20 protein-coding genes are annotated in these 26978 nt (G+C 73.1%); 15 read left to right on the forward strand and 5 right to left on the reverse strand.

Annotated features, from left to right (window positions below; all coding sequences use genetic code 11):
• Positions 1-117 precede the first annotated feature (117 nt).
• Positions 118-1527, forward strand: coding sequence for a hypothetical protein (locus ABD844_RS07705; RefSeq protein WP_344874410.1), 1410 nt, complete (start codon positions 118-120; stop codon positions 1525-1527).
• On the forward strand, positions 1524-2687 hold the full coding sequence (locus tag ABD844_RS07710; RefSeq protein WP_344874412.1) for an ARPP-2 domain-containing protein: 1164 nt from the start codon (positions 1524-1526) through the stop codon (positions 2685-2687). Before ABD844_RS07705 ends, ABD844_RS07710 begins: the two co-directional genes overlap by 4 nt.
• On the opposite strand, the gene ABD844_RS07715 is transcribed toward ABD844_RS07710, so the two are convergent.
• Entirely contained in the window at positions 2632-3039 is a 408-nt protein-coding gene (locus ABD844_RS07715; protein ID WP_344874414.1) for a hypothetical protein, read from the reverse strand. The two genes, ABD844_RS07710 and ABD844_RS07715, sit on opposite strands and share 56 nt — an antisense overlap.
• Positions 3040-3144: 105 nt before the next feature.
• Here ABD844_RS07715 and ABD844_RS07720 point away from each other — a divergent pair, with 105 nt between their 5' ends.
• From ABD844_RS07720 to ABD844_RS07745, 6 genes are all read left to right on the forward strand, one after another.
• Positions 3145-4107 (forward strand): GlxA family transcriptional regulator, encoded by a 963-nt coding sequence (locus ABD844_RS07720; RefSeq protein WP_344874416.1) that lies wholly within the window; start codon positions 3145-3147, stop codon positions 4105-4107.
• A 26-nt stretch (positions 4108-4133) separates the two neighbouring features.
• Entirely contained in the window at positions 4134-5768 is a 1635-nt protein-coding gene (locus ABD844_RS07725; RefSeq protein ID WP_344874418.1) for a serine/threonine-protein kinase, read from the forward strand.
• Positions 5765-5890 carry a hypothetical protein gene (locus ABD844_RS07730; RefSeq protein ID WP_344874420.1) on the forward strand — a complete coding sequence of 42 codons (126 nt, stop codon included), beginning with the start codon at positions 5765-5767 and terminating at the stop codon, positions 5888-5890. Before ABD844_RS07725 ends, ABD844_RS07730 begins: the two co-directional genes overlap by 4 nt.
• Positions 5887-8673 carry an AfsR/SARP family transcriptional regulator gene (locus tag ABD844_RS07735; RefSeq protein WP_344874422.1) on the forward strand — a complete coding sequence of 929 codons (2787 nt, stop codon included), beginning with the start codon at positions 5887-5889 and terminating at the stop codon, positions 8671-8673. Before ABD844_RS07730 ends, ABD844_RS07735 begins: the two co-directional genes overlap by 4 nt.
• An 84-nt stretch (positions 8674-8757) precedes the next feature.
• The gene (locus ABD844_RS07740) at positions 8758-9360 is read left to right on the forward strand and encodes a hypothetical protein (RefSeq protein ID WP_344874424.1); all 603 of its coding nucleotides are present in this window, start codon (positions 8758-8760) and stop codon (positions 9358-9360) included.
• Positions 9344-9886: an OmpA family protein gene (locus ABD844_RS07745; protein WP_344874426.1), complete on the forward strand. Its 543-nt coding sequence runs from the start codon at positions 9344-9346 to the stop codon at positions 9884-9886. The genes ABD844_RS07740 and ABD844_RS07745 overlap by 17 nt, the downstream gene beginning before the upstream one ends.
• 65 nt (positions 9887-9951) lie before the next feature.
• Here the strand turns inward: ABD844_RS07745 and ABD844_RS07750 are convergent, their stop codons facing one another.
• Together ABD844_RS07750 and ABD844_RS07755 are read right to left on the reverse strand one after the other, a co-directional pair.
• The gene (locus ABD844_RS07750) at positions 9952-11043 is read right to left on the reverse strand and encodes a S1C family serine protease (RefSeq protein ID WP_344874428.1); all 1092 of its coding nucleotides are present in this window, start codon (positions 11041-11043) and stop codon (positions 9952-9954) included.
• A 19-nt stretch (positions 11044-11062) separates the two neighbouring features.
• Positions 11063-12493: an AMP-binding protein gene (locus ABD844_RS07755; protein WP_344874430.1), complete on the reverse strand. Its 1431-nt coding sequence runs from the start codon at positions 12491-12493 to the stop codon at positions 11063-11065.
• A gap of 341 nt (positions 12494-12834) precedes the next feature.
• Between ABD844_RS07755 and ABD844_RS07760 the strand changes: the two genes are divergently transcribed.
• Positions 12835-13671 carry a hypothetical protein gene (locus ABD844_RS07760; RefSeq protein ID WP_344874432.1) on the forward strand — a complete coding sequence of 279 codons (837 nt, stop codon included), beginning with the start codon at positions 12835-12837 and terminating at the stop codon, positions 13669-13671.
• 73 nt (positions 13672-13744) lie between these two features.
• Positions 13745-15922: an acyl-CoA dehydrogenase family protein gene (locus ABD844_RS07765; RefSeq protein ID WP_344874433.1), complete on the forward strand. Its 2178-nt coding sequence runs from the start codon at positions 13745-13747 to the stop codon at positions 15920-15922.
• Between the two features lie 4 nt (positions 15923-15926).
• On the opposite strand, the gene ABD844_RS07770 is transcribed toward ABD844_RS07765, so the two are convergent.
• Complete coding sequence (locus ABD844_RS07770; RefSeq protein ID WP_344874434.1) at positions 15927-17768, reverse strand: hypothetical protein; 1842 nt, start codon at positions 17766-17768, stop codon at positions 15927-15929.
• A gap of 127 nt (positions 17769-17895) precedes the next feature.
• Here ABD844_RS07770 and ABD844_RS07775 point away from each other — a divergent pair, with 127 nt between their 5' ends.
• From ABD844_RS07775 to ABD844_RS07795, 5 genes are all read left to right on the forward strand, one after another.
• Positions 17896-19500, forward strand: coding sequence for an MmpA family trehalose lipid delivery protein (locus ABD844_RS07775; RefSeq protein WP_344874435.1), 1605 nt, complete (start codon positions 17896-17898; stop codon positions 19498-19500).
• Between the two features lie 112 nt (positions 19501-19612).
• Complete coding sequence (locus ABD844_RS07780) at positions 19613-19747, forward strand: hypothetical protein (protein ID WP_344874437.1); 135 nt, start codon at positions 19613-19615, stop codon at positions 19745-19747.
• Between the two features lie 11 nt (positions 19748-19758).
• Positions 19759-20562, forward strand: coding sequence for a glycosyltransferase (locus ABD844_RS07785; protein WP_344874438.1), 804 nt, complete (start codon positions 19759-19761; stop codon positions 20560-20562).
• Positions 20559-21671, forward strand: a complete 1113-nt coding sequence (locus tag ABD844_RS07790) for a glycosyltransferase family 4 protein (protein ID WP_344874440.1) — start codon at positions 20559-20561, stop codon at positions 21669-21671. Before ABD844_RS07785 ends, ABD844_RS07790 begins: the two co-directional genes overlap by 4 nt.
• Complete coding sequence (locus tag ABD844_RS07795; protein ID WP_344874442.1) at positions 21668-25804, forward strand: alpha-(1->3)-arabinofuranosyltransferase domain-containing protein; 4137 nt, start codon at positions 21668-21670, stop codon at positions 25802-25804. The genes ABD844_RS07790 and ABD844_RS07795 overlap by 4 nt, the downstream gene beginning before the upstream one ends.
• Here ABD844_RS07795 and ABD844_RS07800 read toward each other — a convergent pair.
• Positions 25725-26870 (reverse strand): acyltransferase family protein, encoded by a 1146-nt coding sequence (locus ABD844_RS07800; RefSeq protein WP_344874444.1) that lies wholly within the window; start codon positions 26868-26870, stop codon positions 25725-25727. The two genes, ABD844_RS07795 and ABD844_RS07800, sit on opposite strands and share 80 nt — an antisense overlap.
• Positions 26871-26978: the final 108 nt, after the last annotated feature.

Genomic DNA, 26978 nt, shown 5'->3' on the forward strand with positions numbered 1-26978 from the left:
GGTCCGGAACCAGACTGGCCGCGGGACTTCGGTGCGACTTCCGGAAACCGCCTTTGAAGCGATGCTTCGCAGCTCGTGCCCTCATTCCCCGGCCAGTCCGCGACCCCGGGGGAGCCGATGGAGACCTTTGCCGACCTGATCGAGTGCGAGGACGTCCTGCTCTTCGCGAACGCGGCGATCACCTCGACCGGCCAGCGCGAGTTCCACAGCGCGGCCGGCGAGCAGCGGCTCTCCCTCGGCTTCCTGCACGACTACGTGCACGGCAACTACCCCGACCTGTACGCGGCGACGCTCGCGCTCGACATCAACGAGCACAACGCCGCCCTGATCATCGCCAACCTGCTCGGCAGGAAGGGCGGCGCCGGCGACGCGCGGCTGATCGCCTGGCGGCTGGGGCGCATGAGCCCGCCCCGGGTCTACCGGCTCTTCGAACGACTGCGCCGCGAGGGCGTCAACAACCGGCGCACCCGGGCGCTCGTCCGCGACTGGCTGGCCGCGCGGCCCGACCCGGCCCTCGACGCGGTCAAGTACCGTACGGCGATGAAGTCGGCCGTCCGGCACGCGCACCTGCGCCTGCCGGGCGAGCTGGGTGACTTCCTGTTCGCGCCGTTCCGCCGCACCCGCTACGACACGCCCGTCCTGGAGGCGTGGCGGCGGGCACACTACGACAAGGCCGCCCTGTACGAGCTGCCGTACACGGTCGCCGAGGGCTTCGCCGCCCGCCACGGCATCGGCCGGGCGATCTTCCTGGAGCGCATCGCGCCCCGGCTGACCCGGCTGGAGCGGCTGCGGCTGGCGGAGTCGGCCGAGCGCGACGGCGTCCGCACCGAGGTGGACCTGGCCGCGATGCCGCTGGTCAGGGTGGCCTCGTACGTGCTCTCGCTGGCTGCCGGTGTGCGGGAGCGGCGGCGGGACGAGCTGGTCGCGGCGCTGCGGGCGGCGGCGGCCAGGACGGCCGGGGCCCGGGCCGGCACCTGGGGGGACGTGGCGGCGGTGCTGGACGACAGCTTCTCCTCGTTCGGCTCCCCGGTGAAGCGCCGCCGGCCGCTGGCCGTCGCGCTGGCCTGCCACTACCTGCTGGAGGCGCTGGCCGGGTCGTACCGCGATCTGTGGCTCTCGGGCCGCGCCGACCCGCTTCAGGCGCGTCCGACCGGGCCCACGCGGCTCGGGCGGCGGATCCTCGACGGGCTGGAGGGCCGCCCCGACATGCTCGTCATCGTCTCCGACGGCTGGGACAACGCGCCGCCCGGCCTGGCGGCCGAGGTGTTGCGCGTCTGGCGGCGCAAGCTCGACCCGGCGCGCGAGGTGAGCATCGTGCACCTGAACCCGGTCTACGACGCCGAGCAGTTGGAGGTACGGCGGTTGTCGCCGGTGGTGCCGACGGCCGGCATCCGCGACGCCGAGGATCTGCCGGCCCTGGTGGAGCTGGCCAGGTTCGCCGAGGGGCGCACGGGGCCGGCGGAGCTGCGGGCCTACCTCGCCGACCGGACCGCCGACCGGACCGCCGACCGGGGGGTGCGGGGGTGATCGACCTCACCGGGCTGGACACCCGGCCCGCGCAGACCTGGGGCGCGTTGCGGCTGGTGCCGCTCGTGCGCCCCGTGCCCATCAAGGACCTGCGGCTGCACGCCAAGGTGTACGGCGACGAGCTGAGCGTGGTGTCGCTTCCCGACAGTTCGTACTACACCGCGTACGTGCCGCACGCCTTCGTCGCGTCGTGGACCGGCGACGGCAGCCCGGCGGCGGCGTACGGCACCCAGCTCGGGCAGCCGCTGCGCCACGTGGGCATCAGGACGCGGCGCAGGATGGCCCGCAGGGCCGACAAGAACCGGCTCAGGTTCCTGCCGCTGCACCTGGCCGTGGAGGGTTTCCTCGCGCTGCACTTCGGCGGGCCCGAGATCGCGTGGGAGGAGTGGTCGCGTCAGGCGGTGGCGCACGGCCTGTCGCCTCGCGTCGAGGCGGCCTACACCGGTGCGGAAGTGCGCGGGCTGGACGACGCGCTCAAGGTCTTCGAGATCTACCCGGGCCAGTGCGGGCTGTTGCTGTACGCCGGTGACACGCTGGCCAGCGCCTTCGTGGTGCCGCATCCGGAGGACTACCGGGCGCTGCACCCCACGCTCGTCCGCGACCTGTACGGCGAGCTGGTCCACGACTACGCCCTCTTCTACCCCGTGAGAGACCTCCCCGCGATGATCGACGAGAGGGCGGTCTCGTCGCCGGCCGACCTGCGGTCCGAGGCCGAGCGCGCGGAGCGCGACTGGGCCGGCTTCCACGACTCGGTCATGGCGGCCGGGCTGCTGCGTGCTCCCGCGCGGGTGGAGGAGGTCTACCGGATGGGCCGGTTCACGCTGAGCCGGTTCCTGCCCTCGTTCGAGCGGAAGGCCGAGAACCACATCGGCGAGACGATCACCGATGCGGAGGGGCGGCTGGCGTACCTGAAGACGTTCAGGCTGTCGGAGGCGCAGGTCCGGCGCGGCCACCTGCTGAGCGAGCTGGCCGCGCACGGCTGGAACCTGGCCGACACCGCGGCCGCCCTCCGGATCAGCGAGCCGATGCTCGGCTCGCGCCTGGCGCGGGCGGGGTTCGGGCACCTGCTGCGGCAGGACGTCCTCGACGGCTACCGCAGGGCGCTCAATGAGCGCACCCGGCGTACTCGTCGAGGCGGCGCAGCATCGCCACCAGCATGAGCGGGAACATCACCACGTGCGAGACCAGCATCAGCGTGCCGCTGTCGATGCCCCCGAGCCACAACAGCGGAAACAGCGGCACGGCCGGTGCGAACATGACGGCGCACATCTCCAGCGTCGGCGCCCAGCGGTGCCCGCGGACGCGCATCCACACGGCCATGCCGACGGACATGTTGAAGGCCATCGAGAGGTACCACAGCTCCGGCTGCCCGGTGTGGGAGACGCCGAGGCCGACGGCTGACTGGAGCTGGCCGAGGGCGAACATGCCGACGAACATCGCGATGATCATCTCGACGTAGTGGAGGGCGAACTTGCCCCAGCGGCGACCGGGTTTCGTCGTTGTCGTAGTCATGCTCCGACTGTGTCCGGCGGGGGTGCGCGGGGCCAAGGAACGGGGGCGAGTAGGTCCGGAAACCTGGGTTGTCGGTCCATCGAGCCCGCACCTACAGTCGGTGCCATGGACCGACGACGGGTCGTGGTGGTGGCGTACGAAGCGGCCGAGTTGCTCGACATCGCCTGCGTCACCTCGACGCTGGAGAGCGCCAACTGGCACGGCGCGCTGCCGTACTACGAGTACCGCGTGGCCACCCTCGGCGGCCGGGCCGTCACCACCGGCACCGCGATCGACCTCAACGCCCAGCTCGCCCTCGAACGGATCACCGGGCCGCTCGACACGCTCGTGGTGTCGGGCGGGATCGGCAACGAGGACGCCGCCGCCGACCCGGTGATCGTGAGCCACGTCCGGCGGCTGGCCAGGGAGAGCCGGCGGGTGGCGTCCGTCTGCACGGGAGCGTACGTGCTGGCCGCGGCGGGGCTGCTCGACGGCCGGCGCGTCACCACGCACTGGCACCAGGCGCAGACTCTGGCCGCGCGCTTCCCCGACATCGTCGTCGATCCCGACCCGATCTTCATCAGAGACGGCAACATCGCCACCTCCGCGGGCGTCACCGCCGCCCTCGACCTCACCCTCGCCTTCGTCGAGGAGGACAACGGCGCCGAGCTGGCCCGTACGGTGTCCCGGCACCTGGTCACCTACCTGCAGCGGCCCGGCAACCAGGCGCAGATGAGCATGTTCGTCAACGCGCCCTCGCCGGCCAACAGCCTGGTCAGGCGGACCGTCCAGCACATCGGGGCCAACCTGCGCGCCGACCTGAGCACGCCCGCGCTGGCCGCCGAGGCGGGGGTCAGCGAGCGGCACCTGACCCGGCTGTTCCTCAAGCACCTGGGGCAGACGCCCGGCCGCTACGTCCGGCAGGCCCGCACCGAGGCCGCCGCCCACCTGCTGGCCTCCACGTCGTTACCGATGGCCGCGATCGCGGCGCGGTGCGGGCTGGGCACCGCCGAGACGTTGCGGCAGGCGTTCATCGACAGGTACGGCATCCCGCCCTCGCGCTACCGGCTGACGCAATCGGTGAGTTGACGTGGGTTCTGGCTAGTGTGTCTGCGATGAACGGTGACCGGGTCATAGGCGGCTACACGCTGCGTCGGGCGCTGGGCCGGGGCGGCATGGGAGAGGTGCACCTCGCCGCCACGCCCACCGGTGGCCTGGCCGCGGTCAAGCTCATCCATCCCGAGCTGGCCCGCGACCCGGCGTTCCGCCGGCGGTTCGAGCGCGAGGTGGCGGCGGCCCGGCGGGTGGCCAGGTTCTGCACCGCGCCGGTGCTGGACGCCGGCATCGACGGCGACGTCGCCTATCTGGTCACCGAATACGTCAAGGGGCCCGACCTGGCGCAGGCCGTACGCGAGCAGGGGCCCCTGTCGGGCGGGAACCTGGAGGCCCTGGCGGTGGGCATCGCGACCGCGCTGAGCGCCATCCACGGCGCGGGGGTGATCCACCGCGACCTGAAGCCCTCCAACGTGCTGCTCTCGCCGCTCGGGCCCAAGGTGATCGACTTCGGCATCGCGCAGCTCGTGGACCACGACAGCCTGGCCAGTCAGGCGATACTCGGGACGCCCGCGTTCATGGCGCCCGAGCAGGTGCGCGGCGAGCCGCTCACGCCCGCCGCCGACGTGTTCGCGTGGGGTGGCGTGATCGCGTTCGCCGGGACAGGGCGGCTGCCGTTCGGCGGCGGGGCGCCTGCGGAGGTGCTGTACCGGATCGCCCACGATGAGCCCCGGCTGGACGGGCTGGACGAGGGGATCCGGAGCGTGGTCGAGCGGGCGCTGGCCAAGGACGTCCGGCGGCGTCCCACGGCGCAACAGCTTCTGGGTGAGCTGGTGGGCGGCACTCGCCTGGCCACGGCGACCGAGGTGGTGGAGCGCACGTGGACGGGGACCGTCCCTCCGGAGCCGGCCCCCGCCGCCCAGAGCCTTCCGACCGCCCAGAGCCTTCCGACTGGCCAGGGTCTTCCGGGCGGCCAGAGCCTTTCGGGCGGCCAGGCCGTCCCTCCTGCGCGGCGTCCGGTGAGGCGGCGGTGGTGGCCGTGGGCGGCGGGGGCGGGTGCGGTGGTGGTCTCCCTGGCCACCGTCGTGGCCGCGACCATGCCGGGGACCGGGCTCGGGATGGGGACGCAGACCTGGCCGTACGAGGCCGGGTTCGCCGACTCCTGGGCCGTCGGCGCCTCCGACGCCGGCAGCGCCGACCTGTCCGGCTCCGCGTACCAGCTCACCGTCAAGCCCGGGTGGCGCCTGTGGAAGTCGGCCCCGGTACGCGCGCCCGAGAACGGCGTGATCATCAGCGCGAACGCCACCCTGGAGGAGGGCACCGGGGAGTACGGTGTGTGGTGCCACGGCTCGGCGGGCTCGGGAGAGCGCTACGAGTTCGGGGTGAGCGGCACGGGCCAGGTCTCGATCGTCAAGCGCCGCACGGGCACCGAGGGCAAGGCGCTCTACGGCCCGGCGCGGGCGCAGCGGGCGGCCGTCGATCGCATCGTGGCCGAGTGCGGCCGGAGCGGGAACGAGGTGACCCTTCGCCTGTGGTTGAACGATCGCCTGGTCACCGAGGTGTCCGACGCCGAGTCCCCGTACGCGCCCGGCGAGGTGGGGGTGCACGCGGCCTCGGGCGCCACCGAGAGCAGCGCTGCCGGGTCCACGCGCGTCCGCTTCGAGTCCTTCGCCGTCAGACCGGCGAACGGCACGTGAGGCCCACCATCGGCACCATCGGCACGGTCGGCACGGTCGGCATGGTCGGCACGGTCGGCACGGTCGGCACGGTCGGCAGCGTGGGGCCGGGTGGCCGCGCGGTGCGGCTGGAGGGCCGGTGAGCACCCGGTTCGGGGTGCTCGGGCCACTGCGGATCGAGGGCGGCCAGGCGCCCGGCCCGGCCAAGCACCGGACGTTACTGGCCGCGCTGCTGCTGTCGGCGGGCGAGCGGGTGCCGGTCGACCGGCTGATGTCCGTGGTGTGGGACGACCGGCCGCCCGCCTCGGCGGAGTCGGTGCTCAGGGTGTACGTCAGCGCGTTGCGCAAGCTCGTCGCCGGCATCCGTACCGTGCCTGGCGGCTATCTCCTCGACGTGGATCCGGACGAGGTCGACAGCCACCGCTTCGGCCGGCTGGCCGCGCAGGCCAGGCGGGAACGGGCGGAGGGATCGGCGGCGCGGGCGGCCGAGGGGTTCAGGGCCGCGCTGGCGCTGTGGCGCGGCCAGGCGCTGGCGGACGTCGAGTCTTCGGTGCTGCGCCGGGCGCACGGGGTGCCGCTGGAGGAACTGCGCCTGACCGTGCTGGAGGAGCGCGTGGAGCTGGACCTGCGTCTGGGCCGGGGCGCGGAGGTCGTGGGCGAGCTGCGGGCGCTGACGGGCGCGCATCCGCTGCGCGAACGTGCCTGGGTACGCCTCATCGAGGCCCTCCACCAGGCCGGGCGCAGGTCGGAGGCGCTGGGCGCGTACCAGGAGGCGCGGCGGACGCTGGTGGAGGAGCTGGGCCTGGAGCCGGGTGCGGAGCTGGCCGCCGCGCACGGGCGGGTGCTGAGCGACGGCCCTGCGCCGGACGCGGGAGACGCCGGTCAGGCCGAGCCGGTCAACGAGCTGCCGCCGGATATTTCCGACTTTTCCGGGCGGCGGCCGGTGCTCGACTGGATCGCGCGGGTGGCCGGTGAGCGCGCTTCCGCTCCCGTTCATCTGGTGCTGCACGGGCCGCCGGGCTGTGGGAAGTCGGCGGTCGCCGTACACGCCGCCACCTCGCTGCGCTTCCCTGACGGCCGCCTCTACGCCTCGCTCGGCGCCCGGCCCCCGAGCGCCGTTCTGGAGGATCTGCTGCGCTCGCTCGGCTGTCCGGACGGCGCGGTGCCGTCCGGGCTGGACGAGCGGGTACGCCTCTACCGCAGCACCACGGCCCGCAGGAGGCTGCTCGTGGTGCTGGACGACGCCGCCGACGAGGCCCAGGTACGCCCCCTGCTCCCCACCGGGCCGGGCAGCCTCACCCTGGTGACGAGCCGGTCGCCGCTGGCCGGGCTGGAGGCGGCGCGGGCGTACGAGCTGGGGCTGCTCGACGAGGACGAGGCCGTCGCGCTGCTCGCCGGGGTGGCCGGGCACGAGCGCGTGGGCGCGGAGCCCGAGGCCGCCCTGCGGATCGTCCGGCTCTGCGGTCACCTGCCCCTGGCCCTGCGCATCGCCGGGTCCCGGCTGGCCAGGAGGCCGGGCTGGACGCTCGGCCATCTGGCGGGCCGGTTGGGCGACGAACGGCGGCGGCTCGACGAGCTGAGCGCCGGCGACCTGGCCGTACGGGGGAGCCTCGCGCTCGGCTATCAAGGGCTGCGCGACCCCGAGCGGCGGCTGCTGCGCTCGCTCGGCGCGCTGTCCGCGCCCGACGTCGCGTCGTGGGTGTTCGGGGCGGACCTGGAGCCGCTGGTGGCGGCCGGGCTGCTCCAGCCGCGCGGCCTGGACGAGGCCGGTCAGGAGCGGTACGGCTGGCACGACCTGACCCGCCTCTACGCCGCCGAGCGCCTGGCCGAGGAGGACGGCGGCCCGGCCGGGGTGCTGGCGGCCCGCGCGGGCGAGATCCTCGAACGGACCCGCCAGGCCAGGGCCGCCCTCCTCCCGGCCGAGCCCGGCACCGGCCGCACAGAGGTCCTCCCGTCCGAGCCCGGCACCGGTCGTGCGGAAGCCGTCCCGTCCCCGGCCGAGCCCGGCACCGGCCGGATGGATGTCCTTCCTTTCCGGGGCGAGCCTGGCTTCGGGGGCCGGGGGAGTCTGGAGACGGGGTGGTTGCGGCAGGAGGCGCGGTGGCTCAGCGCTGAGCGGCGCTTCCTCGTGGCGGCCGTCGAGGACTTCTCCCGAGCGGGCCTGTACGAGGCCGCATGGCGGCTGGCCTTCTACCTGACCCCGCTGTTCGAGCTGGGCGCGCACCGCGACGACTGGCACGCGACCGCGGCCACCGGCCTCGACGCGGCCAGGGCGGCCGGTCACCGCCACGGCGAGGCACTCCTGCTGCGCGGCCTGGCCGACCTGCACCGAGCGGAGGGCCGTATGGAGTCGGCCGCGGCGGCGCTGCGGGCGGCCCAGCCGCTGGTCGAAGGGCTGGAGCTGGCCCGCGTCACGCTCAGGCTCGGCCTGGTGCAAGCGGGCGGGACGCGTGCGCAGGCGATGGAGGCCGAGCGGGCGTTCGTCCGGGCGCTGCGGGTCTTCGAGGAGGCAGGTGACCGGCGCGGGCGGGCGGACGCGTTGCGCGCGCTCGGAGCCCTGCGCGGCGACGCGGGCACGGTAGAGGAGGGCCTGGCCGCCTACCGGGAGCTGGGCGACCCGCGCGGTGAGGCGGAGGCGCTGCTGGACCTGGCGCGGCTGCATCGCGCCGCCGGCCGGTACGAGCGGGCCCGCGACTGCGTGGAGCGTCGGCTGGAGATCAACCGCCGGCTCGGCGACCGGCTGCCGGAGGCGACGGCGCTGCTCGTACGGGCCGGGATCGAGTTGGACCTCGGCGATCCCGCCGGGGCGGCCGATACCCTCGCGCGTGCCAGGGCAGAGTTCGACCGCCTTGGCGACCGGCAGGGCCGCGCCGAGGCCGAACGTCTCGCGTGGGAGGCCGACAGGCGGCGCGGTCGGCGTACATAGCCAACCAATAGCGGACTATACGAATACTGAAGGTCACCTCCGTAGGGTGGAGACATAACCCCCGACAACGAAGGTGACCACATCATGCGAAAGACGTTCGTGCTGGCTGCCGCGGCCGTCGCGCTGGCAGGTTGCGGCCTGGTCCCGGGCGGGCAGGGCGGCGGCGGCGAGGAGAGACAGTCGCAGACCGCGGCGGCGGCGCGGCAGCCCACCCCGGAGGACACCCCGCCGATGGCCAAGGCGACGCCGGTGCAGACCGCCCCCGCGCAGGACGGCAAGGCCATCGCCACCCGCGAGGCCAAGATGGGCGCGGGCGGCTCGTACGGCACGGCGCGGGTGGAGATCACCGCGCTCAAGCGCCAGGGACGCACCCTCAGCCTCAACTTCACGGTCGCCGCGACCGACGGCACGGTCAACCTGCACAACGGCATGGGCACGGGCCCGTTCGACTTCACAGTCTCGGCCGTCTCGCTGATCGACCCGGTCAACGCCAAGCGCTACCGGGTGGCCCGCAACGGCACCGGCGCGAACGCGGCGTGCGTGTGCTCCGGGACACAGGGCCAGTTCCTGAAGGCCGGGGACGCCTCGACGCTCTACGCGGTGTTCGCGGCCCCGCCCGCGGACGTCACCAAGCTCAACGTCGAGATGCCGATGGTCGGCGTGTTCACCGATGTTCCGATCTCTTAGCGTGGCGCTGGCCGTCGTCCTGTCCCCGACGCCCGCGCCGAGCGCTCCGGCGGACGCGACCGGTGTGATCGAGGACCTCGTGCTGCCCGTCGAGGACATCGTCGGCGAGGTCGAGTCGATGGACGGCACCGAGAGCGAGAGCAAGCAGGACCGCCAGGTGACGGTGGCGGTGACCAGCGACGTGCTGTTCGCGCTGGACAAGTGGCAGCTCACCGGCGAGGCCAAGGAACGCCTGGCGAAGGTGGCCGGGAAGGTGAAGGCCGAGGGCGCGGGCGGCGTCGTCAAGATCGAGGGGCACACGGACGACCAGGGCACGGACGCCTACAACCGCACCCTCTCCCAGAAACGGGCGCAGGCCGTCGAGGAGGTGATGCGCGGGCTGCTGGCACCGGCCGGGGTGACGCTGCAGGCCCAGGGGTACGGCGAGAGCCGCCCCAAGCTCCCGAACATGGTGGACGGCGAGCCTGTGGAGGGCAACCGGGCCAAGAACCGGCGCGTCGAGATCGTCTTCACCGCCAAGCAGTGACCGCCCCGGCCCGCGGGCTCTGCCCGAGGCCGTCGGGAGCTGGGGCGCGGGCTGCGGCCGGGTGGTCAGTCGCCCGGGAGGCGGCCCAGGGTCACCGTGTAGGTGACCTGGTTCCCGTCCGGCTGGATCACTTCGACCTGGACCCGGTCCCCGGGCTTGAGCGCGGTGATGGTCTCGGACAGGGCCGCCATGGTCGGCGTCGACTTGCCGTTGATCGAGATGATCACGTCCCCTGCGCGGATGCCGGACTTCGCGGCGCCGCTTTCCGGCTCCACGCTGGCGACCCCCACGCCCACCGGCTGGCCGTCCGTGCCGATGACCGTGCTGCCGCGGATGCCCAGCGCGGCCCGGTGGGTGTTGGTGACCTTGCCCTTCTGGACGATCTGGCCGGCGATGTCGGTGGCGGTGTTGCTCGGGATCGCGAACCCGATGCCCGGCGCGGCGCCCCCGCCCAGTTGGGGATCGGTGGCCGCGAGCGTCGGGATGCCGATCACCTGGCCGGACAGGTCCACGAGGGCCCCGCCGCTGTTGCCGGGGTTGATCGCGGCCGAGGTCTGGATGGCCCCGGCGATGGTGGCGCCGGGGGAGCCGGGGTTCTGCGGCTCGGTGACCGTACGGCCGAGCGCCGAGACGATGCCGTTCGTCACGCTGCCGGACAGCCCCAGCGGGTTGCCCATGGCCAGCACGATCTGCCCCACCCGCAGCTTGGACGAGTCGCCGAACCGCGCCGGCTTCAGCCCGTCGGGCTTGTCCACCTTGATCACCGCCAGGTCCCCGGCGGGGAACGACTTGACCAGCCTGGCCTGCCGGGCCGGGCCGCCCGTGGCGGCGGTGACGTTGAGCTGGTTGGCCTCCCCGATCACGTGGGCGTTGGTGACGATGTGCCCGTTGCGGTCGAACACGATGCCGGAGCCCAGCCCGGTCTTCGTGTTGATCTGCACGATGGACGGCAGCACCTCGGCGATGACGCTCTCGTACGCGGACTCCAGCGACCCAAGGGAGCCCGTCGGAGCCGCGGAGGTGGGTGAGGGAGAGGCGGCGTGCGTGGTCGTGGTGCGTGCCACGGACGGCGTGGCGGTGCCCGTGGAGATGGGAGACGGCCCGCAGCCGGCGAGCAGTGCGGCGATGGTGGCCAGTCCCGCGGCGATCTCCCTCATGGGCAGGTCTCTGCCCAGCTCAGCGGGAAAGATACGTTTCCCGTACGTTTCGCCTGCTCAGCTTGCCGGTCGGCGTACGGGGCAACGACTCCCTGTACTCGATCACCCGGGGATGCTTCATCCTGGCCAGCCGGGGCGCGCAGTGCCGCAGCAGTTCCGCGGTGAGGTGCTCCCCGCCGCGGACCCCGGCCGCCGGCTGCACGAGCGCCACCACCTTGTGCCCCCACTCGGGGTCGGGTACGCCGATCACCGCCACGTCGGCCACGGAGGGGTGCTCCATCAGCGCCGCCTCGATCTCGGCCGGGTAGATGTTGACTCCGCCGGAGATGATCAGGTCGGTCCGGCGGTCCAGCAGGAACAGGTAGCCGTCCTCGTCGAGATAGCCGATGTCGCCGGGCGTGTAGTCGGGCCCGCGCATGGCGGAGGCCGTCTTGCCGGGGTCGCGGTGGTACTCGAAGCGGTTGATCCCGCCGATGTAGACCAGGCCGGGCGAGCCCCGCGGCGCCTCCTCGCCGTCCTCCCCGACGATCGTGAACGACATGCCCTCCAACGCCCGGCCGACCGTGCCGGGCCTGGCCAGCCACTCCCGCGAGGACACCATGGTCGCCACGGCCGCCTCCGTGGAGCCGTAGTACTCCCACAGCACCGGCCCCAGCCAGTCGATCATCGCCTGCTTGGTGGCCGGCGGGCAGGGGGCCGCTCCGTGGTAGAGGTGGGTGAGGGACGACAGGTCGTACGACTCGCGCCCCGGCACCGCCAGCAGCCGGTGGAACATGGTGGGCACCATGAACGCGTTCGTCACCCGGTGCCGCTCGATCAGCTCCAGCGCGGCGGTGGCCTCGAACCGCTCGGGTGCCACGATCGAGTGCCCGAGCTGCAGCGCCATCATCGCCTGCCCGTACGGCGCCGAGTGGTAGAGCTGCGAGCACACCAGGTGCACCCCGCCCGTCGGCAGCCCGAAGTGCCGCCAGCTCTTGCGCATCAGGATCGGGTACAGCTCCTCCGGCGTCAGGTCCAGCAGCCGGCGGCGCACGCCCTTCGGACGTCCGGTGGTGCCCGAGGTGTAGAGCATCATCGATCCGGCCCGGCGGTGGTCGGGCGGGGTCGCCGGCCGGCCCGTCACCAGTTCGTCCACCGTGAGGGTGTCAGGCGAGATCACCGTCTCCGCGCCGCAGTCGCCGACGATGTAGTCGATCTCCTCCTCGGTGGAGTGCCAGTTGACGGGGACGAGGTAGGCCCCGATCTGGTACGTCGCCAGCATCGTGGTCAGGGCGTCGACCCCGTTCTTCAGCACGGTCACCACGCGGTCGCCCGGCCGGGTTCCGCGGGAGGTCAGGCCGTTGGAGGCGCGGTTGACGCGGTCGAGCAGCGCGCCGTAGGTCGTGCTGCCGTCGCCGAGGAGGGCGGGGCGGTCAGGGTCGTGGGCCGCGATCTCGTAGAAACCCCTCATACTCGTGGACCTTACAGAACTTCATTCTGCTGGGGGAATAGCGGAATTATCCCGCTCTTTGGTGACGTAACCTCAAGGCCATGGCGGACGACGGCGACCAGAAACGTACGCAAGACGCACCTACCACTCCGTTCCGCAAGATCGTCCTGCCGCCGGAGGAGCCGCCCAAGAGCTCACGACCACCGGGGCCGTCCGGCCCGGTCACGCCCCCGGGTCACCCCGTCGACCAGCCTCCGCATCCTGGCCAGGGCGCGGGTCCTCGCCAGGCGATGGGGCCGATCCAGGGTCCGGTGCCGGGTCCGGGCCCGGGTCAGGGGCCAGGTCCGGGTCCCGGGCCGGGGATGAGGGCCGGTGGTGGGCCGGGGCAGCAGATCGCGCAGTCGCTGCAGCGGTCCATGCCGCAGATCCCGCCGCCGCCCCCGGCCCGCCGTCTGGGTGACATCCCGGTCAGGGTCGTCTATCTGGCCGGTGCCGTCGTGGCCACGGTCGTGGCCGTGCTGGCGGTCTTCGTCGTGTTCTCGGGCGACGTGCCCACCCGGCAGGGCTCCTCGGACCAGGTCGTACGCGTCGCGCCCGCGCCCTCGGCCAGCCCCACCCCTTCGGCCAGTCCGACCCCGTCCGAGACCCCGATCGCGCTGCCGCCGGTGCCGGAGAGCAAGGGCTACGCGACGTTGTCCGGCAAGGCGTCCGACGTCACCGGGACGATCACCGACGACAACGTCGGCATCACCTACCCGAGGCTGGACGCGCCGTGGCAGGCCAGGTCGTTCCCGCCGTTCTCGATCGCGCAGCGGATCGGCGAGGTGGCGGTCCCGCACACCGTGATCGCCTCGGCCATGTTCCCCGGCGAGTCGCCCGCGCAGAAGCCCGACTCGAACGCCGACTACCGCGAGATCGCCGCCCAGGCCGCCCGCTGGAGCCTCAGCACGCAGTTCCCCGAGGGCGCCACCCTCGACGAGTGGACCGCCTCCAAGAAGGTCCCCGTCGGCGAGGGCTGGACGCTCGGCTACAAGGTCACCTACACCTTCGACGGCGCGGAGCAGGAGGCCCAGGCCCTGGTGGCGGTGGTCGAGGTGGGCAAGACCAAGCCGGCGATGCTCGTGGCCTCGATCCCCGAGACGAACAAGGCGCGCTGGCGCGACCTCAACACCCTGGCCGCCCGGGTTCGTCCCATCTAGGCGAGGGATATGCCAGAAGCATCCTCTAGAATATGGTTCTGGGTATGACGCGGACCTGGCTGGAGGATGAGCAATGGCGATCGGGTTGAGCGAGGAGCACGAGGCGCTCCGCGAGTCGGTGAGCGGCTGGGCCGAGCGGAACCTCCCCTCGGAGCGGGCCCGCGCGGGTTCTGAGAGGCGTCCCGCGTTCTGGCCGGGCCTCGCCGAGCAGGGCCTGCTGGGCCTGCACCTGCCCGAGGAGTACGGCGGCTCCGGCTACGGCCTGCTGGAGGCGGCGGTGGCCGTCGAGGCGCTGGCCGAGCGGGTGGCCCCGGGGCCGTACGTGCCTACCGTGCTGGCCAGTGCCGTGATCAACGCCTCGAAGCGGCCCGAGCACCTGGAGTCGTTCGCCGACGGCACGCTGACCGCCGCCGTCGCGCTGACCGGTGCGCTGACCGGCACTCGTACGGAGGACGGCGCGCTCGTCGTCTCCGGCACGGCCGAGCCCGTGCTCGGCGGCTCGCTGGCCGACGCGCTGGTGTTGCCGGTCACCACGGTCGACGGCGAGGAGTGGGTGCTCGTCGACGCCTCCTCCGCCACCGTCACCGAGGTCAGGTCGCTCGACCTGACCAGGCCGGTGGCCAGGGTCGAGCTGTCGGAGGTAGTCGTGCCGGCCGAGGGCGTCCTGGGCGGCGTGGAGAGCGCCGACGTCCGCAACCTCGCCGCGATCCTGCTCGGGGCCGAGGCGGCGGGCCTGGCCTCGTGGTGCGTCACGGCCGCCGCCGACTACGCCAAGGTACGCGTCCAGTTCGGCCGCCCGATCGGCCAGTTCCAGGGCATCAAGCACAAGCTGTCGCGCATGCTCGTCGCACTGGAGCAGGCCCGCGCCACTGTCTGGGACGCCACCCGCGCCCAGGGCAAGGAGCTGGAGTTCGCCGCCGCCGTGGCCGGGGTCATGGCCCCCGACGCCGCCGTGCTGTGCGCCAAAGACGCCATCCAGACGTTCGGCGGCATCGGCTACACCTTCGAGCACGACGTGCACCTCTACTACCGCCGCGCGCTCACCCTGCGCGCCCTGCTGGGCCCGTCGGCCGAGTGGGCCGCCACCGTGACCTCGCTCGCGTTGCAGGGCGTCTCCCGCGAGATGGAGATCGACCTGCCTGAAGACGCCGAGGGACTGCGCGAGTCGATCCGCGCGGAGATCGCCGAGATCGCGCTGCTGGAGGGCAAGGAGCAGAAGCGGGCCCTGGCCGGGCGCGGGTTCGTCATGCCCCACCTGCCCAGGCCGTGGGGCCGCGCCGCCAAGCCCTTGGAGCAGGTGCTCATCGCCCAGGAGCTCAAGGCCGCCAAGGTACGCCTGCCCGCGATGATCATCGGTGCCTGGGTGGTGCCGTCCATCGCCGCGTACGGCACGCCCGAGCAGCAGGAGCGCTTCCTGCCCGCGACGCTGAGCGGCGAGCTGATCTGGTGCCAGCTCTTCTCCGAGCCGGGCGCCGGCTCCGATCTGGCCTCGTTGCAGATGAAGGCGGAGAAGGTCGAGGGCGGCTGGAAGCTCAACGGCCAGAAGATCTGGACGTCCGTCGCCCACGTGGCCGAATGGGGCATCTGCATCGCCCGCGACTCCAACGAGGGCTCCAAGCACGAGGGCATCACGTACTTCCTGGTGGACATGAAGGCCCCGGGCGTCACCGTCAGGCCGCTGACCGAGATGACCGGCGAGAACCTGTTCAACGAGGTCTTCCTCGACGACGTCTTCGTGCCGGACGACCTGGTCGTGGGCGAGGTCGGCGCGGGCTGGAAGGTGGCCCGCAACACGCTGTCCAACGAGCGCGTCTCCCTGTCGTCCGGCTCGGGCGGCAGCGGCGCGTCGGTGCCCGACCTGCTGGGCCTGATCGGCCGGCTGGGCCGGGAGCTGACGCCGGTCGAGGCGCAGCGGGTGGCCGAGGTGGTCGCCGAGGGCCACTCGATCAACGCGCTGTCGCTGCGGGTGACGCTCAAGCAGCTCGCCGGGACCGAGCCGGGCGCGGACGCCTCCGTACGCAAGCTGCTGTCCACCTCCCACGCCCAGCACGTCTCCGAGACCGCGGTCGAGCTGCTCGGGGCCGCCGCCGTGACCGCGGCCGACATGACGCTCGGCGACGCCGGCTACTGGACCAGGGCCGTGCTCGCCACCAGGGCGATGACCATCTACGGCGGCACCACCGAGGTGCAGCTCAACATCATCGGCGAGCGCATGCTGGGCCTGCCGCGCGACCCCGAGCCGGGCAGGTAGCGGCCTATCCCGTCGCGGGTCGCGGGGGGATGGGCGGGCCGTTCTCGTCGGGGACGGGGCGGCCGATCCTGATCTCCCCGAGGCAGGCGGCAGGGCCGCCGGTCGTGCGGACGGCCAGCTCGCCGCCCTCGCCGTGGACCTGGGTGAACGTCCTGCCCAGGTCCCTGCCGGCGGGCGCCTGGGCGACGCCGAGGCCGAGGCGTACCGACAGGTTGGTCTCGGCGCCGTTCAGGTAGGAGAGCTGCACCGTGTACTCGCCGCCCGCCAGCGGGTACGGGAGCCGGAAGCGCACCTCCTGACCGCCGACCGGCACGCAGGACGAGCCCTGCGGGATCGTGACCCCCTCGACGGCCACCGGGCGCAGGCGTCCCCTGGCGTCGAACACCATCGGGTTCGGCAGCGGGCCGGACAACCGGCGGACCCACGTCACCGGCCACGGGTCAGGCACGCCGAGCACCTTGGAGTGCAGCGCGTAGTCGTGGAAGAAGGCGGGGGCGGCGACCTCGGGCGGCACGTGCGTGTCGAGCACGACCGTGCCCTCGGGCACGCGGGACAGCGCGAGCCTGGCCGTCTCCACGTAGCCGCGTACGGTACGGCCCAGCGGCCGATCGGCGTAGGCGGCCACCGACCAGACCGAGCCCGCCGTGACGGCGGCGGCCAGCGGCACCCACGCCCATCTGAGGCGCGAGCGCGGGCGCAGCCACGGGCGCTCCTCGCCGTCGAGCGGGATGAAGGCCAGCCCGATCACCACGGACACGACGGTGGCGGTGGCGGCCAGGTAGCGCAGTTCGTGGCCGAGCACGTCCGGCCCGAGCAGCTCGATCCGGCCGAGCAGCACCGGCACCACGTCGGCCAGCAGGAAGTAGCCGAGCAGCACCAGCCACGCCAGCCAGGCCCGCCGCCGGTAGAGCACCGACACGGACACCACGACCGCCGCCACGCCCAGCCCGGCCCACACCAGCGGCTCCGGCGTGGCCGCCATCGCGTAGTCGTCCCCGATCGGCTGCCACCGCCACGGCCCGCCCAGCGCCGACGGCACCAGCCCGCGCGAGCCCAGCAGCCACGCGAACGCGCCCGCCACCCCGGCCTCCGGCAGGCCCGGGGTCTGCGTCGCGTCGTTGATCTGGACGGACCCGTACAGCCCGGTGAAGAAGATCCACGAGTACGCCGCCAGGATCACGGCGTACGGCACCCACGCCCGCCACAGCCGTCTCCACCCGGGCGTCAGCCAGATCGCGGTGATCACCAGCATCAGCACGGGGACGAACGCCGCCTTGACGAAGAACAGCAGCCCGAACACCGTCCACGCGCACGCCGCCACCACGTGCCGCGTCCGGCCCTCGCGCACGTAGCGGACGTGGGACGACAGCGCCATCGGCAGCGCCAGTTGCAGCGGCAGCGTCTCCAGCACCGCCGCCCACCACGACAGGGACGGGATCGTCATCGGCGTCACGAGGTAGAGGCCGAGCGGGACCAGGATCGCGGGCCGGGCCCCGAACAGCAGCCGGAGCAGCCGCAGCAGCGCCAGGCCGGCCGCCGCCTGGAGGGTCATCGTCGTCGCGTGCGCGAGCAGCTCGTTGTAGCCGCCGAGGCGGGCCATCGCCCAGGAGATGCCGAAGCCGCCGGGCAGCAGGTGGCCGACGTCGACCCACATGAGGTAGTCCCAGGTGAGCGGGCTCTCCTGGGCCCTGATGAGGTAGTGGAAGTCGTCCTGGCGGAAGTAGGTCCGCCTGACCAGTTCGAACTTCCAGACGAGCTGGAGCGCCACCATCGCCAGGCCGGTGGCCAGCACCGCGTCACCAGCGCGTAAGCGGGGACGCGCCCCTTCGACCGTCATCGCCGTCATCGCCCCGTTCCTCCCGCCGCAGCGTAACAAGCCGCCCCGCTCCGCCGTCCCGCCGTGCGTCGCCTGATGGTGTGCGGTCGGCTGCGTGGCGTGCCGGGGACAGGGGTGGTTGTGGTGTTATGGCGGGATGCCGTACACGGCCCGCGCCGGGCTCGCCGCCGCCCTTCTCGGGCTGGTCCTCGGCTGCCTGGCGCTCGGGCCCGCCCTGGGGTGGGGGTTCACGCTGCTCCAGGACATGGTGTTCGTGCCGGAGCCGGAGTTCTCCAGGTTCACGTTCGGGCTGGCGGGCGGGGCGGCGCGGGTGGTGCCGAGTGACGCCGTGGTGACCGCGCTGGCGTACGTGCTGCCGGCCGAGCTGGTGCAGAAGCTGATCCTGCTGGGGATCTTCGTGCTGGGCTGCTCGGGGGCGGCGCTGCTGGTGCCGTCCGGGTCGCTGGGGCCGCGGCTCGTGGCGGGGGCGTTCTACGTGTGGAACCCGTACGTGGCCGAGCGGCTGCTCATCGGGCAGTGGGCGCTGCTGCTCGGGTACGCGGGGCTGCCCTGGGTGGTGCGGGCCGTGTGGTCGCGGCGGCGGGTGGTGGCGGCCATGGTGCCCGCGGCGGTGGGCGGGTTCGCGGCGATGACAGTTACCGCGATCACGGCGCTCCCGGTCGCCGCACTGAGCGTCCCGTCGGGTGCCGGGCCCGACGCTCGACCAGGGGCCCGGCTCGCCGCGCTGCCGCGTCGGCGGGTCGTGGTGTGGGTGGCGGTGGTGCTGGGGATGTTCAGCCTGCCGTGGCTGGTGCCGACCGCGCTGCGGCCGTACGGGATCGAGGGCGATCCGGCCGGTGTGGACGCGTTCGCGGCGCGGGCGGACACCCCGTTCGGTGCGGTGGGCAGCCTGCTGTCGCTGGGCGGGATCTGGAACGCCTACGCGGTCCCGCCCGGCTACGAGAGCGTGGTGGGGGTCGTGGCCAGGCTGGCGCTCACGCTCGCCGGGGTCGTGGCCTTCCTGCGGGCGGACGTCCCGTACAAGAGGGGGCTGGCCGTGGCGGCGGGGATCGGGCTCGGCGTGGCGTGCGTGGGGGTGAGCGGGCCGGGCCGGGAGGCGTTCAAGCAGGTGGTGGGGCTCTGGGGCGGGTTCGCGGTGTTCCGTGACGCTCAGCAGTACGTCGCGCCGCTGGCCCTGGCGGCGGCCGTCGGGCTGGGCCTGCTGGCCGAGCACGTGGCCCGCCGCCGGGTCTGGGTGGCCGCGCTGGCGCTGGTGCCGGTGGCCGTGCTGCCGACCATGGCGTGGGGCTCGCTCGGGCGGCTCGGGTCGGTCTCCTACCCGCAGAGCTGGACGGCCGCCCGCGAGGTCATCGCGCGCGATCCCGCGCCGGGTGACGTGCTGGTGCTGCCGTTCGAGTCGTACCGGCGTTTCCCGTGGAACGGGGGGCGGGCGGTGCTGGATCCCGCACAGCGCTTCTTCGCGGTGGCGGGCCGCCGGGTGGTCTCGAACGACGCCGTACGGGTGGGCGACCTGGTCGTGGGAAGCGAGGACCCACGGGCGCAGGCGGTAGAACACGTACTACAAGAGCCGTCGCCGAACCTGCCGGGAGCGGGGTTTCTGTACGTCATAGTCGACGCGGGGACCGGGGAGGAGCGGGAGCGGTTCGCGGGGTGGCTCCGGGCTGCGCGCCTCGTGGTCGAGGGGGATGACCTGCGACTGTACCGATTCGACGGTCCGGTGGCGGGGGTTTCGCCCCAATAGGTAAGCTCATCAGCGGCTTTGTTAAGCTTTCGCAGAGCTACTTCCCAGTAGCAAGAATTGGTTCTAAGTTGGGTGACGCCCGCACCACTCGCCCGCTCCCGGAGGAACCCCCGTGATCAAGATCCTCTTAGCAGCGATCATCGGCGTAGCCGTGGCGGCACTCGTGGCGACGGTCACCACCGTCACGTTCACCGGCGCCACCGCCACGCCGGTCAACCAGCCGCTCTACAACTACGGCGACCGGTAACCCGAGCCGACATGCCGCCCTCTCCACTTGGGGACGAGGGGACGAGCCGACGACCACTGCTGGAGATCGTCATTCCCGCCTACAACGAGGAAGGACGACTCCCCGGGGGGCTCCTGCAGATGTGCGCGAAGCTCGCCCGCCTGCCGTTCCCCACCTCGGTCATCGTCGTGGACAACGCCAGCACGGACCGTACGGCCGAGATCGTCAGGACCTGGCCGCGCGGCCAGGTGCCCGTCCGCCTGGTCCAGTGCGCGATCCCCGGCAAGGGCGCCGCCGTGCGCGCCGGGCTGCTCGGCACGAGCGCTCCCTTCGTCGGCTTCTGCGACGCCGACATGGCCACCGACCTGGCGGCCGTCGACGTGGCGCTCGGCCTGCTGCTGTCCGGTGAGCGGGTGGTCATCGGCTCCAGAGGGCACCGGGGCTCCCACGTGGAGAACCGGCACAGCCGGGTCCGCGAGCTGGGCGCCTTCGGGTTCCGTGCGCTGGCGCGCGTGCTCGTGCCCGGGGTGAGCGACACCCAGTGCGGCTTCAAGTTCTTCGACGGCGCGATGGCCCGCGAGATCGCCGCGCGGCTGCGTACCCCCGGCTTCGCCTTCGACGTGGAGTTGCTCGCGCGCTGCGCCGAGCGGGGCGCGCGGGTGCGGGAGATCGCCGTGCGCTGGCGTGACATGCCCGGCTCGCGCTTCTCCCCGGCCCGGCACACGTTCGGCATCGTGCTGGAGCTGGGGCGGATCTGGCTGCGGCTGCGCGTCCCTTCCCGGCCCGCCGCGCATCCGGCCTGGGAGCCGCCGCTCGACCCCGTCGGCTCTCCGTGAAGATCGCGGTCGTCAACTGGCGTGATCCCTGGCATCCGCGCGCGGGCGGCGCGGAGACGTTCGCCTGGGAGTTGGCCCGCCGCTTCGCGCGGAACGGCCACGAGGTGTGCTTCGTCACCGCGCGGGCCCCGGGGCAGCGGCGGCGCGAGAGCGTGGAAGGCGTCCTGTTCGTGCGGATGGGCGGGGTCCTGTCCGTCTATCCGCTGGTGCTGGGCTGGCTGCTGCCGCGTGGGGGCCGCTTCGACGTGGTGCTCGACTGCCAGAACGGGATTCCGTTCTTCACCCCGTGGGTCGTGCGGCGGCGTACCCGGGTGCTGTGCGTGGTGCACCACGTGCACGACCGGCAGTTCGGGGTGCATCTCCCGCGCTGGATGGCGGCCTTCGGGCGGTTCCTCGAAGGGCCGGTGTCGCGGTGGAGCTATCGGCGGCACGAGAGCGTGGCCGTCTCGCCGTCCACGGTGCTGGCCATGCGGGAACGGCTCCGCTGGCGCGGCCCCGTGCACATCGTGCCGAACGGGGTGACCGTCGCCGCGCCCGCCGACCTGGTCAGGAGCCCGGTCCCGCGGCTCGTCTGCCTCGGGCGGCTGGTCGCGCACAAGCGCGTGCACCTGCTCATCGACGCCGTGGCGGAGCTGCGCAAACGCCGGCCAGGACTGGTCGTGGACGTCGTCGGCCGAGGGCCGGAGGAGGCGGCGCTGCGTTCCCGGCTGCCCGAGGGAGTGATCCTGCACGGCTACCTGCCGGAGGAGGACAAGGCGCGCGTCGTCGCGCGGGCGTGGCTGCACGTGAGCGCCTCCCAGGGTGAGGGGTGGGGGCTGAGCGTGCTGGAGGCCGCCGCGCTGGGCGTTCCCACGGTGGCCTTCGACGTGGACGGGCTGCGCGACGCCGTACGCCATGGGGAGACGGGCTGGCTGCTGCCCGAGGGGACCGACCTGGCCAAGGGCATAGCCGCGGCACTCGATGATCTGGACCACACTTATACCGTGAAATGTCGGGAATGGGCGGGCCGTTTCTCCTGGGACCGCAGCGCTGACCGTCTCACCGCCCTCATGCTCGGCCACGACCACGACAACGACCACGGCCCCGGCTGGGAGCAGGAGCAGCGGTGAGCCGGGTCAAGGCCCTGCTGCCGACCGACAAACTCGTGGCGGGCCGGCGTACGGGCGGCGGGCGGCCGGTCGGCGAGTCCGCCAGACGCCGGCTCTGGCTGCTGCTGTGCTGCTTCGGCTTCGGCCTGCTGGCGTTCACCACCAAGCCGGGCCACCTCATCTCCGACACCAAGATGGACCTCGCGCTCAACCCGCTCGGCTGGCTGGAGCGCGCCGCCCACCTGTGGGACCTGCAACACTTCGGCCAGCTCCAGAACCAGGTGGCCGGCTACGTCTTCCCGATGGGGCCGTTCTTCGCCCTGGGCGACCTGGCCGGCGTCGAGCCGTGGGTGACGCAGCGGCTCTGGCTCATGCTGCTGTTGTGCGTGGCCTTCCTCGGCGTGGAGCGGCTGGCCGGGCGGCTCGGCATCGGCACGCCGGGCACCAGGATCGCCGGGGCCCTGGCGTACGCGCTGGCCCCGCGCGCGCTGTCGATCCTCGGCGAGATCTCCATCGAGTGGCTGCCCGCCGCGATGCTGCCGTGGGTCCTCCTCCCGCTGCTCACCGCCGCGGAGACGGGCCAGCGCGCCCGCGGGGCGATCAGGTCGGCGCTGGCGGTGGCGCTGTGCGGCGGCGTGAACGCGGTCGCCGTGCTGGCCGTGCTGGTCGCGCCCGTGCTGTACATCCTGACGCGGCCGCGCCCGGTGCCGCGCTGGCGGCTGCTCGGCTGGTGGTCGGCGGCGGTCGTGGTGGCCACCCTGTTCTGGTCGCTGCCGCTGGTGCTCGTGGGCCGCTACGCGTTCTCCTTCCTGCCGTACACCGAGACCGCCGAGACCACCACGGCGGTCACCTCGCTCACGAACGTGCTGCGCGGCGCCTCCGACTGGGTGCGTTACCTGCCGCTGAACGGCGTCTTCGAGCAGCCGCCCGGGTTCGCGATCGCCACCTCGGCCACGATGGTCGTGGTCACCGGGGTGATCGCGGCGCTCGGCCTGGCCGGGCTGGCCCGCGGTGACCTGCCCGCCAAGGGGTTCGTGGTGGCGCTGTTCGTGGTGGGCGTGGCGGCGCTGGTGGCGGGGCACGCGAGCGTGCTGGAGCCGGTCGTGGCCGAGCCCGTGCGCTGGCTGCTGGACGGCCCGCTCGCGCCGCTGCGCAACCTGCGCAAGTTCGACCCCCTCGTCCGACTCGCGCTCGCCTTCGGCCTGGCCCACCTGCTGGTCAGGGCCCGGATCCCGGTGCGTACGCTCACGGCGGCGGCCTGCGCCGCGCTCGTGCTGCCCGTCTTCAACCAGGGCCTGGCCGCGCCCGGCGACTTCAAGGAGGTGCCCGCGTACTGGCGCGAGGCCGCGGACTGGCTCAACCGCAACGCCGGCGACGACGGCGTGCTGATCGTGCCGGGCGCCAAGTTCGCCGAGTACGCCTGGGGCCGCCCCATGGACGAGCCCATGCAGGCCCTGTCGCTCTCCCGCTGGACCACCCGGCAGATCACGCCGCCCGGCTCGGTCGGCCTGACCAGGCTGCTGGACGCCATCGACCAGCGGCTCACCGCGGGCCACGGCTCGGCGGGGGTGACCGACGTGCTGCGCCGCCTCGGCGTGCGCTATCTGCTCGTCCGCAACGACCTGCTCAGGCAGAACCTCCAGGGCGCCTGGCCGTCGCGGGTCTTCGAGGCGCTGCGCGAGTCGCCGGGCATCACGAAGGTGCGCTCGTTCGGCGAGCCGATCGGCGACAGGGAGACCGACGACGCGGTGAACCAGGTCGACCCGCCGTTCCCCGCGCTCGACCTCTACGAGGTGCCGGGCGGCTCCGACCTGGTCTCCGTGCAGTCGGCGGCCGACGCGGTGGCCGTGCGCGGCGGGCCCGACTCGCTGCTCGCCATGGGCGACCTCGGCCTCCTGGGCGACGGCCCGGTGCTGGTGAATGGTGACGCGGGCACGCGCGAGACGCCGACCGTGGTGAGCGACGCGTTGCGGCTGCGGGAGCGCTCGTTCGGCGAGATCCGGACGAACTGGTCGCCCACGCTGACGGCCGACAGGAAGCGGGACTTCTCCGGGGTCAGGGAGCTCGACCTGCTGGAGGACGGCTGGCTGGACGAGACCGCCGTGGCCGAGTACCACGGCATCGCGGGGATCAGCGCCTCCTCCTCGGTGGCCGGCCCGTATACGATCGCCGGGATCAGCAGCGCCGGACGCGGCCCGTGGGCGGCCATGGACGGCAACGTGGACACCGCCTGGGAGAGCGACGGCTCCACGGCCCCGCAGGGCGAGTGGCTGCGGGTGGACCTGCCGGGCCCGGTGCGGATTCCGTACCTGGACGTCATGTTCGCCCCCGACCTGCTGCTCGGCCAGACGATCACGCGGGTGGCCGTGGAGACCGAGGGCGGCAGCCTGGTCCAGGACGTCCGGCGCAGCACCGACCCGCAGCGGCTGCGCGTGCCCGCCGGGCCCACCGGCTGGGTGCGGATGAAGGTGGTCGCGACCGGGACCGCCGGGTGGAGCTACGGGCAGCGGGTCGGCGTCGTCGAGCTGTCGATCCCCGGTGTCACGCCCGAGCGGTCGATCCGGCTGCCGGGCCGCAGCGGTGACGCGTACGTGATGGACCGAGGGCTCGACGAGCGGCCCGCCTGCATGCGCAACCAGTACCGGTGGGTCTGCAACGAGGTGGTCCTGGCCAAGCAGGGCGAGGAGACCGGGTTCGACCGGACCTTCCAGGCTGAGACCGCCTCGACCGTGGACGTGCGGGGAACGGCAGTGCTGACCGACCCTGAGCTGATCGACCGCTTCACCCGCATTCGTGCGGACCTGACGACCGTGACCGGCTCGTCCCAGCTCAGCGAGGACGCCGTGGTCTCGCCCAGGTCGGCGTTCGACGCGGACGGGAGCACCACCTGGATCCCGGACCCGGCCGACGCCGAGCCCACGCTCACCATCGCCTGGAAGGGCAAGCAGACGATCTCCAGCCTCCAGATCGGCCGCCCGGGAGGCGACCAGGCGGCCCTGGATGTGATCGTGAGCGGCGACGGCGGCGCGGTGCGCGGCGGGCGGGTGGACGAGCGGGGCAACCTCACGTTCAAGGCCATGTCCACCAGCCGGCTCCAGCTCCGCTTCGCCCCCTTCTCCCAGCGGCTGCAGGTGACCGAGCTGGTGGTGCCCGGCGTCGACCCGGTGGGTCGGCCCGCCGACGTCCCGCTGCGGCTGGACTGCGGGCTCGGGCCGCAGATCGAGGTGAACGGCCGCAAGATCCCGACCAAGGTCACCGGCAGCCACACCGACCTGCTCGAACAGCGGCCGGTGGAGATCGTGGGCTGTTCGGAGGCCGAGCTGGCCGCGGGCGACAACCGGGTGCGGGTGGCGGGCTGGGACCCGTTCGAGATCGACTCGCTCGTGGTCGGCGCGCTGCCCGAGGAGCCGCGCGGTGTGGCGGGGGCCGCGGTGCGGGGCACCTGGACCGCCTCCGTGCGCGAGGTCGAGGTGAGCGCGCCCAAGGACTCCTACCTCGTCGTCAACGAGAACCACAACGCGGGCTGGCGGGCCCAGATCAACGGCGAGACGCTCAAACCCATCAGGATCGACGGTTGGAAGCAGGGCTGGGAGCTGCCCGCGGGCACGTCGGGGACCGTCCGGCTGGAATACCTGCCCGATCGCGCCTACCGGCTCGCGCTCGTGCTCGGGCTGGCCGGGATCGCGCTGCTCGCGCTGGCCGCCCTGGTGCTGCGGGGGCCGCGGCCCGAGCACGTACGCGAGACCGCCCCGGCCTCGGCGGCCCGGATGTCGCGGGCGCGGGCGCCGTACGTGGTGGTGCTGGCGCTGGCGTTCGGCGGCTGGGTGGCGAACTGGCCCGGCATGGTCGCGGTGGTCGCCGCCGTGCTGGTGACCCTGCTGCCCCGCGCCCGCGGGCTGCCCGCGCACTGGGCGGCGGCCGGCCTGTTCGGCGCCGCCACGGCGTCGCTGGCGGCGGGCCTGGTGCTGCGCGACCACGGGATCGGCCTGCCCGGGATCGTCGTGGAGGTGCTCATGGACCAGGCGCCGCAGCTCGCCGCCTGCGCGGCCGTGGGCGTGCTGTTCGGCCGCCTCGTCACGGAGCCGGCGCGGCCGGAACCGGAGCCGGAGCGCCCGGCGGTGGAACAGGTGCTGACCGGTGCCGGCCGAGCTTGAGCGCGCCCACCTCGACCAGGTGGTGGGTGCCGACGCTCAGCACCATCGTGACCACGAACGACACCACCGCCACGCTGAGGAAGTCGCCCTGGAACGGCTGCGCGCCGGTCAGCTTGAGCTGCAGCGTGATCACGGGCGCGTGCCAGAGGAAGAAGCTGTAGGAGATGCGCCCGAGGTAGGCGCTCACGGGGTTGCCGAGCACCCGGTTCCTGAGCGAGCCGGGCCTGGAGGCCAGCGCGAACGGCGCCACCAGCAGCACCGCCACGGCCGCCTCCAGGCTCAGCCGCCACAGCGACTGCGACAGGGTGGGCAGCGTGAGCGTGCGCGGGCCGGCCAGCTCGGTGCTCAGCAGCGCGTACAGCAGGGCCGCCAGCACGAGGAGCTGCGGCGCCAGCGAGTCGACCACGCGGCTGTGCCCGATCCACACCGACAGCACCGCCATCGCCATGCCGCAGGCGAAGAACATCAGATGGTACGGCAGCAGCAGGGCGAGCTGCGGCTGCTCGAACAGCCGGGCCACGGTCACGGTGACCAGCGAGACCCCCGCCAGCACCGCGATGCCCGCCAGCAGCCGGACCGGCCGGTTCCCGCCGCGCGCCCACCGGTGCAGCACCCAGGCCAGCACCGGCAGCAGCACGTAGAAGGACATCTCGATGGGCAGTGTCCACATCTGGTAGAGCCCGTCGGGCACCGGGTCGCCGGGGAAGAAGTTCTGCGCCAGCAGCATCCACTTCAGCCGGCCCGTCCAGTCGAACGAGCTCCACGCCCACAACGCCAGCCCGGCGACCAGCCAGTAGGCCGGCATGACCCGCAGCACCCTGCGCCACAGGTAACGCAGCGGCCGCGGCCGTGGCGTATCCTCGATCACCGCGCGCGCCCACGGGCGGTAGAGCAGCAGGCCCGACAGGAGGAAGAAGATGGGTACGGCGATGCCCAGGCGACTGATCATCCACGGGACCATGCCCTCGCGGTACATGACGCCCGTGTTGCTGCCGACGTGCAGCAGCCAGACGCCGAGCGCGGCGATCGCCCGGATGCCGTCGAGGGCGGCGTCCCTGCTCCTCATCGCTGCTCCCACTGCTCGCTCCCGAATGCGGAAACCAGGATAGAACTTGTTTCTATCGATTTGGTTGCGGTGGTATGCCCGCCGATGACGGGTCGCACCCCCTGGCAT

The sequence above is a fragment of the Nonomuraea antimicrobica genome (assembly GCF_039536965.1).
In the GTDB taxonomy this organism is placed as follows: Bacteria; Actinomycetota; Actinomycetes; order Streptosporangiales; family Streptosporangiaceae; genus Nonomuraea; species Nonomuraea antimicrobica.